This window comes from Chitinophaga pinensis DSM 2588 (assembly GCF_000024005.1).
In the GTDB taxonomy this organism is placed as follows: domain Bacteria; phylum Bacteroidota; class Bacteroidia; order Chitinophagales; family Chitinophagaceae; genus Chitinophaga; species Chitinophaga pinensis.
Window position 1 is genome coordinate 8,661,873 of the sequence record NC_013132.1, and the last position, 15,347, is coordinate 8,677,219.

Annotated in this window: 15 protein-coding genes; 5 read left to right on the forward strand and 10 right to left on the reverse strand. The window is 45.6% G+C overall.

The genetic code is table 11. From position 1 onward, the window contains the following. Nucleotides 1-30: 30 nt before the first annotated feature. From recG to tgt, 4 genes are all read right to left on the reverse strand, one after another. Nucleotides 31-2,142: an ATP-dependent DNA helicase RecG gene (recG, locus tag CPIN_RS34240; RefSeq protein WP_012794479.1), complete on the reverse strand. Its 2,112-nt coding sequence runs from the start codon at nucleotides 2,140-2,142 to the stop codon at nucleotides 31-33. Nucleotides 2,143-2,241: 99 nt separating this feature from the next. Continuing rightward, nucleotides 2,242-3,561 carry a citrate (Si)-synthase, eukaryotic gene (locus CPIN_RS34245; RefSeq protein ID WP_012794480.1) on the reverse strand — a complete coding sequence of 440 codons (1,320 nt, stop codon included), beginning with the start codon at nucleotides 3,559-3,561 and terminating at the stop codon, nucleotides 2,242-2,244. A gap of 195 nt (nucleotides 3,562-3,756) precedes the next feature. After that, on the reverse strand, nucleotides 3,757-4,836 hold the full coding sequence (locus tag CPIN_RS34250) for an LptF/LptG family permease (protein WP_012794481.1): 1,080 nt from the start codon (nucleotides 4,834-4,836) through the stop codon (nucleotides 3,757-3,759). 22 nt (nucleotides 4,837-4,858) lie between these two features. Next, nucleotides 4,859-5,989, reverse strand: coding sequence for a tRNA guanosine(34) transglycosylase Tgt (gene tgt / locus CPIN_RS34255; protein WP_012794482.1), 1,131 nt, complete (start codon nucleotides 5,987-5,989; stop codon nucleotides 4,859-4,861). 194 nt (nucleotides 5,990-6,183) lie between these two features. Between tgt and CPIN_RS34260 the strand changes: the two genes are divergently transcribed. From CPIN_RS34260 to CPIN_RS34280, 5 genes are all read left to right on the forward strand, one after another. Next, nucleotides 6,184-7,317, forward strand: coding sequence for a glycosyltransferase (locus CPIN_RS34260; RefSeq protein WP_044220375.1), 1,134 nt, complete (start codon nucleotides 6,184-6,186; stop codon nucleotides 7,315-7,317). Between the two features lie 104 nt (nucleotides 7,318-7,421). Next, complete coding sequence (gene rsmG, locus CPIN_RS34265) at nucleotides 7,422-8,045, forward strand: 16S rRNA (guanine(527)-N(7))-methyltransferase RsmG (protein WP_012794484.1); 624 nt, start codon at nucleotides 7,422-7,424, stop codon at nucleotides 8,043-8,045. 134 nt (nucleotides 8,046-8,179) lie between these two features. After that, on the forward strand, nucleotides 8,180-8,737 hold the full coding sequence (locus tag CPIN_RS34270; RefSeq protein ID WP_012794485.1) for an RNA polymerase sigma factor: 558 nt from the start codon (nucleotides 8,180-8,182) through the stop codon (nucleotides 8,735-8,737). 11 nt (nucleotides 8,738-8,748) lie between these two features. Beyond that, the gene (locus CPIN_RS34275) at nucleotides 8,749-9,147 is read left to right on the forward strand and encodes a hypothetical protein (RefSeq protein ID WP_012794486.1); all 399 of its coding nucleotides are present in this window, start codon (nucleotides 8,749-8,751) and stop codon (nucleotides 9,145-9,147) included. A gap of 38 nt (nucleotides 9,148-9,185) precedes the next feature. After that, complete coding sequence (locus tag CPIN_RS34280) at nucleotides 9,186-9,395, forward strand: hypothetical protein (RefSeq protein ID WP_012794487.1); 210 nt, start codon at nucleotides 9,186-9,188, stop codon at nucleotides 9,393-9,395. Nucleotides 9,396-9,516: 121 nt separating this feature from the next. Here the strand turns inward: CPIN_RS34280 and CPIN_RS34285 are convergent, their stop codons facing one another. The 6 genes from CPIN_RS34285 to CPIN_RS34315 form a co-directional block, all read right to left on the reverse strand. Next, nucleotides 9,517-9,720: a hypothetical protein gene (locus CPIN_RS34285; protein ID WP_012794488.1), complete on the reverse strand. Its 204-nt coding sequence runs from the start codon at nucleotides 9,718-9,720 to the stop codon at nucleotides 9,517-9,519. A 407-nt stretch (nucleotides 9,721-10,127) separates the two neighbouring features. Then, nucleotides 10,128-12,014, reverse strand: a complete 1,887-nt coding sequence (locus CPIN_RS34295; RefSeq protein ID WP_012794489.1) for a M1 family metallopeptidase — start codon at nucleotides 12,012-12,014, stop codon at nucleotides 10,128-10,130. A 38-nt stretch (nucleotides 12,015-12,052) separates the two neighbouring features. After that, the gene (gene rsmI / locus CPIN_RS34300; RefSeq protein ID WP_012794490.1) at nucleotides 12,053-12,721 is read right to left on the reverse strand and encodes a 16S rRNA (cytidine(1402)-2'-O)-methyltransferase; all 669 of its coding nucleotides are present in this window, start codon (nucleotides 12,719-12,721) and stop codon (nucleotides 12,053-12,055) included. Between the two features lie 107 nt (nucleotides 12,722-12,828). After that, entirely contained in the window at nucleotides 12,829-13,074 is a 246-nt protein-coding gene (purS, locus tag CPIN_RS34305) for a phosphoribosylformylglycinamidine synthase subunit PurS (protein ID WP_012794491.1), read from the reverse strand. Between the two features lie 48 nt (nucleotides 13,075-13,122). Continuing rightward, complete coding sequence (locus CPIN_RS34310) at nucleotides 13,123-13,896, reverse strand: CDP-alcohol phosphatidyltransferase family protein (protein ID WP_012794492.1); 774 nt, start codon at nucleotides 13,894-13,896, stop codon at nucleotides 13,123-13,125. Between the two features lie 83 nt (nucleotides 13,897-13,979). Then, a complete protein-coding gene (locus CPIN_RS34315; protein WP_012794493.1) occupies nucleotides 13,980-15,272 on the reverse strand; it encodes an aminopeptidase P N-terminal domain-containing protein in 1,293 nt (430 codons plus the stop codon). Between the last annotated feature and the right edge of the window lie 75 nt (nucleotides 15,273-15,347).

The following is a 15,347-nucleotide window of genomic DNA, read 5'->3' on the forward strand; positions in this document are numbered from 1 at the left end:
GCGCATTTGAATAATAAACGTAAAAGTGGCTCAGGAAATTTTACTCCACTGAGATTTTCCTTGCTGTGCGGCAAGAAACTGCTGTAAAGATTGATTCTCAGGCATTGACAGGTCCGGGTCCTCCTGCAATAATTTCTCTGCGCTGGCACGGGCAGCTTCCAGAATGGGGCGGTCTTCCACTATATCGGCCAGTTTCAGGTCAATCAGACCACTCTGGCGGGTACCTTCAATGTCTCCGGGGCCTCTCAGTTCCATATCTTTTTCAGATATCACAAAACCGTCGTTTGTCTGCACCATCACCTGTATCCGCTCTTTTGAGTCAGCGCCGACCTTATTGCCGGTCATCAGGATACAAAATGACTGCTCTGCTCCCCTGCCCACACGTCCGCGTAACTGGTGTAACTGTGACAGTCCGAAGCGTTCGGTACTTTCGATCACCATTACCGAGGCATTCGGCACATTCACGCCCACCTCGATCACGGTGGTCGCGACCATGATCTGTGTATCTCCTTTTACGAACCGCTGCATATTGGTTTCCTTCATATCCACGGGCTGTCTGCCGTGTACCATGCTGATATAGTATTGAGGTTCAGGGAAAAAGGCTTTCACCTCTTCGTACCCTTTCATCAGGTTCTCATAATCAAGCGTCTCAGAATCTTCAATCAACGGATACACGATATATGCCTGTCGTCCTTTACGTATTTCTTCTTTTATAAAATCCATCACCTGCGGCCGTTGAAATTCCGTCCGATGCACAGTGGTGATCGGTTTACGGCCGGGCGGCAGTTCATCGATGACAGAGACATCCAGATCTCCGTACACGGTCATCGCCAGTGTACGGGGAATAGGGGTTGCTGTCATGACAAGGATATGGGGGGGCATTGTGTTTTTTTGCCACAGCCGGGCGCGCTGCGCCACGCCAAAACGATGTTGCTCGTCTACGATGGCCATTCCCAGGTTTTTGAATACTACCTGGGGCTCCAGCAGGGCATGTGTGCCGATCAGGATGTGAATTTCCCCTTCCTCTACTGCCTTCAGGATCTGTTTACGGGCTTTACCTTTCACGTTGCCGGTTAACAGGGCTACTTTGACCGGCATCTGCTCCAGCAGTTCGGAAATACTTTTATAGTGCTGCTGTGACAAGATCTCGGTAGGAGCCATCAGGCAGGCCTGAAACCCATTATCGACTGCAAGCAGCATGGTCAGCAGAGCTACCATGGTTTTCCCACTACCCACATCACCCTGTATCAGCCGGTTCATCTGGCGGCCGGTAGCGGTATCCTGACGGATTTCCTTCAGTACCCTTTTCTGGGCGCCGGTCAGCGTGAATGGCAGGTGTTCATTATAGAAGGTATTAAAAGCATCCCCCACGGTATTAAACACGAAACCACGGGAGGATTGCTGTCGTCTGATCTTCAGCCGGCAGATCCTGATCTGCGCAATAAACAACTCTTCAAATTTCAGTCTCCGGCGAGCCAGATTGGCATCATCTTCATTGACTGGCAGATGGATCTTAAAATGTGCTTTTGCTCTGTCCATCAACCTGTATTGCTGCAGGATGGAAGTGGGAATATTTTCAGGGATCTCTCCCGGGGATAACTGTTCGAGCAGGTTCTTGGTAAGCTTACCGATCGCTTTTGCGGTCAATCCGCGGGCTTTCAGCTTTTCTGTTGTGTAATACACGGGTTCCAGGAATTGTTTTCCGGTCGCCGTTTCTTCTGTCACCAGGTCCATTTCGGGGTGAGACATCTGGAGATAACCATTGAAAACGGCGATCTTGCCGAATACGAGGTAAGCCACATTTGTCTGCAGGGATTTCTCTACCCATTGCCAGCCCTGGAACCAGACCAGGGAGATCTCCCCGGTTTCATCCCGCAGTGTAGCTACCAGTCTTTTTGCCCGTTTATCACCAATCACTTCCATCCGGGTGATTTTTCCGCGGATCTGCACATAATCCATCTGCATATGCAGACTGATAATCTTTTCCACGTTGGTACGGTCCACATATCTGAATGGGAAATAATACAACAGGTCTCTGAAAGTATGTACACCGATCTCTTTGCGCAGCAATTCGCCCCGCTGCGGTCCGACTCCTTTCAGGTATTCTATCGGGTTGGATAATATGGCGTTCCTAAAGTCCATTGTCTACGATCCACAAACTGTTTCTCTAAGCAGGGTACAAAAATAAAAGGTAAATAGCATATGCTATTTACCTTTCAGCAATTTATTGGTAAATGTCGCTTATTCAGCTTCTACTTTACCGGCAACGAACTGTTTCATCCATTCGGTTGTAACAGATTTCGGTCTTTCCAGAGAGAATCCGAGGGCACGGTCCCAACACAGGGAAGCCAGTACACCCAGTGCACGTGATACACCGAATAATACGGTATAGAATTCATATTCTACCAGACCATAGTGAACGAGCAATGCACCGGAATGTGCATCTACGTTAGGCCATGGGTTTTTCACCTTACCCAGACTTTCTAAGATCGGTGGTACGGTTTCATAAACCAGCCATACGATTTTCACCAGTTCATCGTCTGCGAGATGTTTCTTCGCAAACTCCATCTGAGCAGTGAAACGAGGGTCTGTTTTACGCAGTACAGCGTGACCGTAACCTGGCACTACTTTACCTTCAGACAGGGTCTTACGAACGTAATCTTCTATCTGCTGTTTGGTTGGAGAACCACCACCCAGTTCTTCGCGCATTTCCAGGATCCACTTGATTACTTCCTGGTTAGCCAGACCGTGTAACGGACCAGCCAGACCGTTCATACCAGCTGCAAATGACAGGTAAGCATCACTCAGTGCAGAACCTACCAGGTGAGTAGTATGCGCACTTACATTACCACCTTCGTGGTCGGCATGGATAGTCATATAAAGACGCATCAGTTCTTTGAACCCTTCGTCTTCATAACCCAGCATGTGAGCGAAGTTACCAGCCCAGTCCAGCAGACCGTTTGGCTGAATATGCACGTTATTTTTGTATTTGCGGCGATAGATATAAGCGGCTATACGTGGCAGACGTGCAATGAGATCCATTGAATCGTCGTACATATAGCTCCAGTAGTCTTTTTTGTTCATCCCTTCCGCGTAAGCTTTTGCGAAAGTAGATTCAGTCTGTAATGCCATTACACCTACCGTGAACATTGTCATCGGGTGAGCGCTCACCGGCAGTGCATCGATTGCGGCAAATACGTGGTTAGGTACATGAGAGCGACGTGCCCACTGGTTAGACAGGTGTTGCACATCTGCCTCTTCAGGCAGCTCTCCTATCAACATCAGGTAAAATAATCCTTCCGGTAAGGGCTCAGCGCCACCTTTTACTTTTGGCATTTTCTCCCGCAGTTCAGGGATTGAATATCCGCGGAAACGGATTCCTTCATTTGCGTCCAGTAATGATGTTTCTGTCACCAGACCAGTGATGCCGCGCATCCCCTGGTAAACCTGTGCCAGTGTAACATCCTCTATCTTCATATCGCCATGGTTCTTCACGAGGTCCTTTACTTCCGCATTGAGCTCATCGGCCTTTACCTTGAATTTTTCTTTTATATACCCCATTTTAAACTGTTGATTAGGTAATGTAACAAAAATCGGATCAAGTGTCAAAAGTAATGATTTGTTGAAAACTTAGCTGCTTACAATCATAGTTTTACAGGTAGCAATAAACTTCATAACTTTCAAACAACTGATTACCAATATACAAATAAGTGAATATTAATAATTACACAATAAATTAAAGAAATGTGAAATTTTCTATTTCGGCGCCCGCAGGTATAGCCAGAAGGCTAATCCGCCGAAAAGGAAGTTCGGAATCCATACTGCCAGTAAGGGATTCAGGTCTGCCTTGATGGAAAATACCGTGGAAAACTGCAGGAAGATAATATAGCTGGCGCTGATCACTATCCCGACAGCCAGGTGCAGCCCACTACCTCCCCTCACTTTTTTGGAAGCAATAATCCCGCCGATCAGGGTCAGGATCACCACAGCTCCGGAGGAAGCAGTACGTCTGTATTTTTCAACGTAGAATGTATTCAGCCCCTCTGCTCCTTTCAACTCCTCCCTGGCAATATAGGTATCCAGTTCGGGCGTTGTCATCGCCTCCTGAATATTTTTCTCCTCATACATCTCTTTCGGATTCAGCGGGATCTTAATGGTGGTATCTGTTTTGGACCACCAGCGTTCCTTCAGGCCATTGATGGCACGCATGGTCACATAGTCCAGCTTCCATTTTCCGGCCACAGAGTCCCAGCTGATCCTGTCAGCCTTCATCTTGAATTTGATGTTCTGGCCACGCACATCTTCATACAGGAAGTTGCTGCCGCTTTTATAGTTAGGGTCATAAGAACCAAAGGTCACGTAGGTAAAGCTGTCTACACGGATGGTTTTATCATACATGTTGAGCTGTGCCTTCTTCTTATGCACATATTCTGCTTCAAATTTGGTCCTGATCTTATTGGCAACCGGTACTGTCCAGCGGTTTCCCAGCCACAGCAAACCGCCAAACAGGAAGGCGCCGACCCAGTATGGCCGCAGGAAACGACGGAAACTTACCCCACTACACAGAATGGCGACGATCTCCGTACGATAGGCCATTTTGGAAGTGAAAAAGATCACGGAAATGAAAATGAACAAGGGAAACAACAATGCGGCGATATGCGGGATAAAGCCGAAGTAGTAATCTACCACAATCGTGTAAAAAGACAGGTTGTTGCTCATGAAGTCATCGATCTTCTCCGTCACGTCTATCACCACGGAAATGACGAGCAGGATCATGAGGGAGTAAATGAAGGTACCTATGAACTTACGTAGGATATACCAGTCTATCTTTGTCATATAACGGCAAGATAATATAAATCTAAAGTCTTTGTTTCAACTGCGGCACCATACTATTTTTCCAGGAGGCATAGTTTCCTGCAAGGATCTGTTTCCTGGCCTCTTGTACCAGTTCCAGGTAAAAAGCAATATTATGGATACTTGCCAGCTGCATACCCAGGATCTCGCCTGCGACAAATAAATGCCTCAGATAAGCTTTAGTATAGCGGTTACTGGCGAAGCAGGGACTGTTTTCATCGATTGGCGTGAAATCAGTCGCCCATTTCTTGTTTTTTATATTGATCACCCCGTTCCAGGTGAATAACATGCCATTACGTCCGTTACGGGTCGGCATCACACAGTCAAACATATCCACACCCAGGGCGATGTTTTCCAGGATATTCCAGGGCGTACCCACGCCCATCAGGTAACGTGGCTTTTCCGTTGGCAGAATATCGCACACCAGTCCGCACATTTCATACATATCCTGCTCCGGCTCACCCACACTCAGACCGCCGATAGCATTACCGGCACATTCACGGGCAGCAATCTCAGTAGCTGAAATCGTCCGGAGGTCTTTATAGGTACTACCCTGTACGATCGGGAACAAGGTCTGTTCATGACCATAAACGGGCTGTGTTTCCGCCAGGCGTTTGATACAACGGTCCAGCCAGCGGTGAGTCAGTTCCATAGACTTTTTGGCGTAGCGGTACTCAGAAGGGTATGGCGGGCATTCATCAAACGCCATGATAATATCGGCGCCAATGGTACGCTGGATGTCCATTACATTTTCCGGTGTAAAAAGATGGCGGGAACCATCGATATGGGACTGAAAAAGGCATCCTTCTTCCTTTATTTTCCGGTTAGCTGCCAGGGAAAACACCTGATAACCACCACTATCTGTCAGCATAGGTCTTTCCCAGCCGTTGAACTTGTGTAGTCCGCCGGCCTGTGACAACACCTCCATACCCGGACGAAGGTACAGGTGATACGTATTCCCCAGAATGATCTGCGCTTTTACATCGTCGCGCAACTGCTCCTGCGTCACTGCTTTTACACTACCTACCGTGCCTACCGGCATGAAAATAGGTGTTTCAATTTTCCCGTGGTCAGTGGTAATCAACCCTGCCCGGGCTTTACTGTTGCTATCTGTTGTAATAAGTTCAAAAATCATCTTGGTATACTGAAAGCTTGAGGCTGTTCCTGCCGTTTTTCAGGGGGCAAAAATAAGGGGAATTATGCAGAACGCCGCATCGGGGGCTGTCATGCAATCTGATGGCCATCTGGAAAAAGACCCTGCCGGGGTCTAAAAATCTTTTTTTCCACAGGACTATACAGATAATCAAAAACGTATATATTTGCTATGCTATGTTGTATAACTTGGGCTTAATAGCCTTTTACGCTTTTGCTACCGTGGCAGCCATACAAATATTGTATTACCTGATCTTCTTTTCCCGCGTAGCTTTTTATCGCCGTACCTTCGAAAGTGAAGTCGATCCCGACGCGGAGTGCTCCGTTATCATCTGCGCTAAAGACGAAGAGCTGAATCTTCAGAAAAACCTGCCGGCTGTATTGCAACAGCGCTACCACGGCAAAAAGAAGCCAGCCTACGAAGTAATTGTCGTAAATGATAATTCCGAAGATGACACCAAGTACTACCTTCGCTCTATCGAACCCGGTTATCCTCATTATCGCCATATCGAGATCAAACAGGCAGCCAAGTTCATTCCCGGCAAAAAATTCCCGCTCTCTATGGGCATCCGTACTGCCAAACACGAAAACATACTGCTGACTGACGCTGACTGCAAACCGTCCAGTACGTATTGGCTGTCGCTCATGAGCCAGGGATTTACCGATGGGAAAGAGATCGTACTGGGCTACAGTCCGTATGAGAAAAAACCCGGTCTGCTGAACAAAGTGATCCGTTATGAAACTTACTTCAGCGCTTTACAATATCTCTCCTTCGCCCTCAGCGGCATCACCTACATGGGTGTAGGCCGTAACCTGGCATACAAACGTGAACTGTTCAACCGTCATAAAGGGTTTACCGCCCACCATCATATTGCTTCCGGCGATGATGACCTGTTTGTAAATGCGGCTGCTACCCGTCACAATGTGAGTGTGGTGATCGATAAGCAGGCATTTACCTATTCTGAGCCAAAAACTACCTGGAAAAAATGGTTTCAGCAGAAGACAAGGCATATGTCCACCGGCAAGCACTACCGCTTCGGCCATAAGGTATTGCTGGGTTTATTTTCACTGACACATTTCCTGTTTTATCCGCTGTTCATCGGCTGTCTGTTTTATGAACCACTGCGTATCTACACACTGAGCGTTTTCGGCGGAAAACTGCTGTTACAGTCTGTTATCTCCTTTATGGCGATGCGTAAGCTGGACGAGGGCGACCTCTTTAAATTCAGCTGGTTTATGGACTTTTTCATGTTCGTTTATTACCTGTTCCTGACACCTGCCCTGATGTTCAAGTCCAAGAACAGATGGTAAGAAGGCTATAAAATTTTATATGAACGGCTGTCTCAACAAGGACAGCCGTTTTTTATTGCAGCAAGCTCTTTACATTTGCACCAATTTACAGCTCATATAATATCATGGAGATCGTACTTAAATACTTTTCAGACTTTACGGATACACAGTTACAGCAATTACAGGCATTGAGTGGACTTTACCAGGAATGGAACGAGAAAATCAATGTGATATCCCGTAAGGATATTGATGCACTGTACGAGAAACATGTTTTGCATTCGCTGAGCATTGCCGCTGTGGCAGATTTCCCGAACGGTATGCAGATACTGGACCTGGGCACAGGTGGCGGTTTCCCCGGCATTCCGCTTGCTATTTTCTTTCCGGAGGTACAATTCCACCTGGTAGACTCCATCGGAAAGAAGATTAAAGTGGTAGAAGGCGTATCAGAAGCCCTGGGATTGAAGAATGTCACCTTTAAGCACTCCCGTGTAGAAGATATTAAAGACCGTAAGTTTGACCTCGTAGTATCCCGTGCAGTCGCTCCCCTGAAGGATTTATGGCGCTGGAGCAAGCCGGTGCTGAAAAAAGCCCCTGCCCATGAGCAGCAACCCGGCCTGATATGCCTGAAAGGCGGTGATCTGACAGAAGAAATCGCAGAAAGTGGTGTTCGCCCCCAACTTACCAACATCTATAAACTGTTCCCGGAAGAATTTTTCCAGGAGAAGCATATTGTCGTAGTAAATAAATAATTGATAATCAGCCTACATACTGAAATAGCGCCAAAAATCTTACAAAAATTTATTAAACTGTAAAATATCGACACTGTTTTTTCGTCTCCCTTATTAAGATGAAAGAATTGCTCCTTAAAAAAACGCCTCTGGCTATGGCTGCAGAACAAAACGAGCGCATCCAGGAAACGGTGCGACAGGAGCGCAAACGCTTGCTTCATTTTATCCGGAAACGGGTTAATAATGTAGCTGATGCAGAAGATATCCTGCAGGATGTATTTTACCAGTTTACAGAGTATTCACGCGTGGGCAGTCAGATAGATTCTATCACCGCCTGGCTTTTTACGGTTACCCGGAATAAAATTACCGACTGGTTCCGTAAAAAACGTGAGTCCACCTTTAGTGAGCATACCCGCGAATATGATGGAGAAGAAAGCTTATTCCTTTCAGAAGTGATAGCTGACCCGGGTGCGCTGAGTGATGCGCCCATGACCCGTAAAGTAATAGCAGAGTCTATTATGGAAGCTGTCGATGAATTACCGGAAGAGCAACGTTTTGTGTTCCTGCAACATGAAATTGAAGGCAAGTCCTTTAAGGAGATGTCTGCTGAAACTGGTGTGTCCGTCAACACCTTATTATCCAGAAAAAGATATGCAGTGCTTTTCCTCCGGGAACGGCTGGCGGAACTGTATAAAGACCTTTTACAAGATTAAAAATATTATATATGAGACGTGCACCCAATGTATCCAAGATTGCACATGTATTCAAGTTTATCCTGATGGCCTTCATCTTCTGTTGTGCAGTCGGTTTTTCTGTACAATATCTGTGGAACTGGCTCATTCCCGAACTGTTCCATGGTCCTGTCATTACTTTCTGGCAGGCACTGGGCCTTTGTTTGCTGGGTAAACTGATCTTCGGCTGGCATGGTAGCGGCGGAGCGCCATGGGGGGCAAGAGCCAAACAAAAATGGCGTGCACGTATGATGGAGAAAATGCAGCATATGTCAGAAGAAGAAAGAGAGAAACTGCGTGAAAAGCTTCGTCGATGTACCGTAGGCCCTCGTTGGGGACAGAGCCCATTTGATGATGAAAAACAGGAGTCTAAAACCGAAACTAATCTGTAATGCATAGCATAGCCATAAACCACCTAATACCGTTTGACATGATAGGTATATTCAAAACCAATATCGCGACGAAGGAAGACCGGCAAACTATTCTGGAAGCGATCCGTAGCCGGTTTGAAGTAGGTCAATGTCATGTAGATCTTGAAGATTGTGATAAAGTATTACGCATCACAGAAATGAAAGCCCAGGAAGATGAAGTGATCAGTTTTGTGAAGGGCAGAGGCTTTGATTGTGATGTGTTAGAATAACAAGCTCGTTTTTTTTGATAGATAGACTATTGTTCATTTGTTTCCATGATAAAGGCGGCACTGCAAAGAGCCGCCTTTATCTTTTTGTGAATGTCTCTTCAGCCTTATCTGTCACACGCATTTATACTTTTCTTTCTGCCAACAACCTTTTGGTTATTTTCAGCATTCTTTCAGCTTCTACGGTTTCATAATTGTACAGATAAGCCATTACTTCGTCATGTTTTCTTACGTGCAGATTTCTGGCAATAAATGCCTTCTTTCTTTGCGCCGGAGACTGATTTCTGCGAGACTTTGATGCACTGCTATTTGATTTACGAGAACTCATGATATTGATAATTTAACTTTGCTTTCGCAAGTCCCATCTTTTGTTTTCTTCTTTAAAATTTCTGTCCCTGAATTTTGTATTGACAAGGGTTTGTGATTGGGTACCTGAGTCGTCTACCCCTTTTTCTCCCCGAATGATTTTATAAGCAAAATCACTGCTTAACTGAGAATAATCTAACTCAAGAACCTTTGTCAAAAAATGTTCTACCTAGTCCTGATCCTGTAATGCTCTGGTGAAGTTCTGGCTCATAGGCAATATTGGTATGGTTAACATGTCATTATATAACAATATTACGCGAATCGGCAGCCACATTCGGTTAACGCCAGGTTAATCTACTCACTTTTCTCACATAAAAAAACGCTGCTTCACATTGCGAAGCAGCGTTTCAATTTTATTATCAGCAATTACTATTGCTCAAACTCATTATTACTTCTGTTCAGATCAGCCATACGTTCACTTGGATCAATCTCCGCCTTTTTGATGTCACTCATCGGCATATCAATTTCAACATCGTATGTTCTGTCTGTCCATGGCCAGTAATCATGTACTACACGCTGTACTGCTGCATCTTCATTTGGTTTTGTACCAAACATCAATGACATCGGAACATAGTGCATCACCTGTTTACCATCTTTACCCGTGATCAGCAGATCGACTGGCATCGGCATGTTATCTACACGACGCAATCTTACCACTGTCTTGCCGTTGTTTTCAAACACGCTATCGATACTATAGTCAATGTGTTTTAAGCTGTATACAAAGTATTGTTTGTACCAATCCAGCTGAATACCGCTTTCTTTCTCCATAATGCGAATGAAGTCATTCACATTCGGATGTTTAAAACGCCATTCCCAATAGTATTTCAACAGCCCTTTATCACGTGCTTCCGCACCGATGATATAACCCAGTTGTTCCAGGAATACGGCTCCTTTTGAATAAGCTGTCAGACTGTAACCATAGTTAGTGTTATAATGATCGGAGTGTGTACTCATTGGTTCCTCATAACCACTTCTTACCAGTGCGAAATAACCATTGTAAGCACTGGTCTGTGCAGAAGGTGATTTTGTTGAATCCAGTGTATGATATACAACATTGTTCTCTGCGAAAGTGGTAAAACCTTCGTCCATCCATGGATACAGGCTTTCATTAGTCCCCAGCATACCCTGATACCAGGTGTGCATCCACTCATGTGCAGCCAGACCATACAGTCCTTCCAGTTTACCATTACCCATGATCAGCGTAGCCATTGGATATTCCATACCGCCGTCGCCACCTTGTATGAAAGAATAGCTCTTATAAGGATAAGGACCATAATGTTCCTTGATATATTTGTAAGCAGTTGGAATCATTTTAGCAAAGGTCGGCCAGGTCTCTTTGGTCGTCTCATTCTCTATATAGAAGAAGTGAGCCGTGAAACCATCCACCTGCTGTGTGATGTGCTTATAATCAGGATCTGCTGCCCATACAAAATCATGTACGTTCTGTGCAGAGAAATGCCAGGTTAGTTTGTTACCAGCAGGACGTAATACTTTGCTGCCTGCCATCTCATAACCATAACCGATCTGGTTTGGATTCTGCAGATAACCGGTAGCGGCAACAACATACTTTTTATCGATAGAGATCTTCACATCATAATCGCCCCAGATACCGTAGAATTCACGCGCGATGTACGGTGTAGGATGCCATCCTTCGTAATCGTATTCACACATTTTAGGATACCACTGCGCCATGGAATAATCAACCCCTTCGGAGTTGTTACGACCACTGCGGCGGATCTGAACAGGTACCTGTGCTTCGAATTCCATATCAAATGTAGCAGTAGCATGTGGCAGGATAGGCTTAGCCAGTGGTACTTCCAGGATGGTTCCAATCACGTTATAGGTCTGCGCAGCACCATCTCTTTTCAGGGAAAGTATTTTCTGATAACCGATCTGATCGGGTTGCAGTTTGGAAATACGATCGGTAACACGTCCATCCCAGTCACGTCTTTCATTACCGTTTTTATCTTTATACAACACGGTCTGGCCCAGTTCGCGGCTACGTACGTCCATCATGCTGCCTGGTTGAAATGCATTCCAGTACAGGTGATAAAATACTTTGTAAAGCGTATCAGGTGAGTTATTGGTGTATTGCAGTTTCTGCTTGCCGCTAAAGCGGTTTGCCGCAACATCCATATTGATGTCCATTGCATATTTTACTCTCTGCTGCCAGCGGTCTGACTGGGCTTTCGCACCTTGCCAACCCGCAATAAGCAGGCAAGCCAGCAGACATTTTGTTACTGTCGTTTGCGTCATCCTGAATTCTGTTTATGTTAATTAAGTTGTTTAACGGTTTAAGATTTTCCTTCTACAATCAATACGATTTCACCTTTCACCCCTTTTTCGGCGAAGTAATCATGTACTTCCTGTAAAGTACCTCTTTTATTTTCTTCAAACATCTTGGTTAACTCACGGCTTACACAACACTGGCGCTCCGGACCAAAATAAGTAATCAGATCAGCCAGGGTTCTTACCAGTCGCATAGGTGATTCATAGAATACCAATGTGCGCTCATCCGTAGCCAGCTGTGTAAACAACGTATGCCGTCCTTTTTTGAGAGGTGGGAAACCTTCAAAGGAGAAACGGTTCATAGGAATACCGCTGTTGACAAGTGCAGGCACAAAGGCGGTTGCTCCCGGCAAACATTCTACCGGTATACCCGTACGGATACACTCACGTACCAGCAGAAACCCCGGGTCAGACACGCCTGGCGTACCGGCATCGGTAATCAGGGCCATGGTCTTCCCGCCCTGCAATTGTTGCAGGAGATGCTGGAGTACCTTATGTTCGTTATGTTGATGGTAGGGAGTAATCGGCTTATTGATATTGTAATGTTTCAATAAGAACCCTGAGGTACGGGTATCTTCCGCCAGTATCAGTGCAGCGTCTTCCAGCACTTTTACCGCACGGTAAGTAATATCGGCCAGATTGCCTATGGGAGAAGGAACAAGATATAACTTCATACAACTACGAATTACAAATTACGAATTACGAATGAAATGCAGCGATGATGATAGATGCTATAAGCTCATTCGTAATTCGACATTCGTAATTCGTAATTGCTGTTTTATTAGTGGATGCTAACTTCAAAAGATTCCATCACCTGATTAGCCAACAGTTTCTGACAGGCATTTTCTGCCAGTTGTTGTGCCTCTTCTTTAGAAGCAGCTTCTATCTGAAGGGTGATGTGTTTGCCAATTCTCACGTCATGTACATTACCGATACCGAGGTTCTTTAAACCACTCATTACAGCTTTGCCCTGAGGGTCCAGTAATTCTTTCAGCGGCATCACATTTATATGTGCAGTAAACGTCATGTTTTGAAAAATTTGACGCAAACCTAAGACATAAATCGCAAAAAACCACTACTTAGCGGCGCTTCCGGTTGTAGGTTTTGCCACCAGTGACAGTAAAACATAACATACAAAAACGAACGGAACAGTCGCAAACTGTAAGAAGGGAATGCCAATCAGTGACAGTACCACCAGTAAGAACCGGGCCCAGTTAGGCTTGATCTGCAGACTTTTGAACTTCAGACTGAGCATCGGAATCTCTGCTACCATGAGGTAACACAGCAGGGCGATAATGATATAAAGCACCCAGATGTTCTGTAACCAGTGTGCCAGATTGAATGGATTGTACATGATGATCATCGGGAAAGACGCCACCAGCAATCCTACAGCTGGTGTCGGTATACCGATAAAGTTCTCCGACTGACGGGTATCCAGGTTGAATTTCGCCAGTCTGTAAGCTGCGAAACAAGGTACCATTAATGCCGGGGCCAGATTCACATAAGACACATCAAATACGTCCGGCATACTCATGTATGCACTTCTTAACAGGCGGAACAGCATCATACCGGGTACCAGGCCGAAACTCACCATATCAGCCAGTGAGTCCAGCTCACGGCCAAAAGGAGATTGCAGTTTGAGCCATCTGGCTGCTAGTCCGTCGGTAAAGTCAAATAAGGCCGCCAGTACCACCATGGCAGATGCCCAGTACATAGGTGCAGGATTGGTAACCAAATACTCTCCCCCGTTGAATTCCGCTCTGTATTCAGGAGAATGCAGAATGTAAATAACAGCAAGAGCACCACAAAAAAGGTTGCCGAGCGTCAGGATATTAGGAAGTTGCTTCATCTGTATTCAAGCCGATCGTCTATGAAGGGTTCTCCCATAGACGATCGCACATTTTAGCATTAAATATTTAGTAAATATATATACTATTTCTTCATCAACGACTCTATCTCGTCAGCAGTAATAGGAATATTCCTCATCAGGTCCACATTACCGCCTGCTGTCAACCATATATTGTTCTCTATACGAATACCCATTTTCTCTTCCTCAATATAGATACCGGGTTCTATGGTCATCACGGAATTCTCCGGAATCGGCTGGTGGAAAGACGGTCCAAGGTCATGTACGCCCACACCCAGGTGATGGGAAATACCATGGTACAGGTATTTGCGGTACGCTGGCACTTCAGGATCCTGATTTTTAATGTCTTCCTCTTTCAGCAGGCCGATTTTGACAAACTGCTTACCGGCTTCCACACCCACCATTTCATGATATTTCGCAATGGTAATACCTGGACGGAGGATGGTTTTAGCATAGTTATGCAGGTGCAGACAGGCATCGTATACTTCACGCTGACGGGCAGTAAACTTGCCATTTACCGGTACTGTACGGGTAAGATCTGCGTTATAACCGCCATAGGCAGCGCCGAAGTCCATCAGGATCAGTTCACCATCTTTACATTCCTGGTTATTGAATATATAGTGGAGAATGCGTGCGCGGTCGCCACTGGCGATAATAGAGCCATATGCCTCACCATCAGCCCTGTTACGCAGGAATTCATGCAGGATCTCCGCGTGGATTTCATGCTCCCATACACCAGGACGGATGAACTGTAATAAACGGCGGAAAGTCTTTTCAGTAATATCGATCGCGTGCTGTAATACAGTCACTTCCTCAGGTGTCTTTGCAGCGCGCAGTTGCTTGAATATAACGGCTGCACGCAGATAATTATGCAAAGGATAACGGCTACGCATTTCTTCCGCATAACGGTAATCCCTTACAGGCACCAGGCTTGACTTACGGTTATTCTCGTTGGTATTCAGATAAATGTTAGTAACATCATGGATCCAGGGTTGCAACATAGCATCCAGGCTGTCCAGCCACACTACGGTAGAAATACCTGAAACGGCGAAAGCCTCGTCTTTACGCAGTCTGTGTCCATCCCATTTCTCTTTCAGTTCATTCGGACGTACCAGTACCAGTACTTCACGGAATTTCGGATCCGGATTATCAGGACATAAAATGACCATCGTATCCTCCTGCTCAATACCGGTCAACCAATACAGATCAGCATTCTGCTGGAATTTATGCAATGCGTCTCCATTCGTCGGCAATTCGTCATTGGAATTGATAATAGCAATGGAATCCGGCTGCATGGCAGCAATAAAGCGCTGGCGATTCTTAATGAAGATCTGAGAGTCTAATGGTAAATTTTTCATATTCTTTTTTTACGGTGGCGTTCAAAAATGCGCGTCAAACCTACTGAAATTTCACAAAACGCCCCCTTATCTATT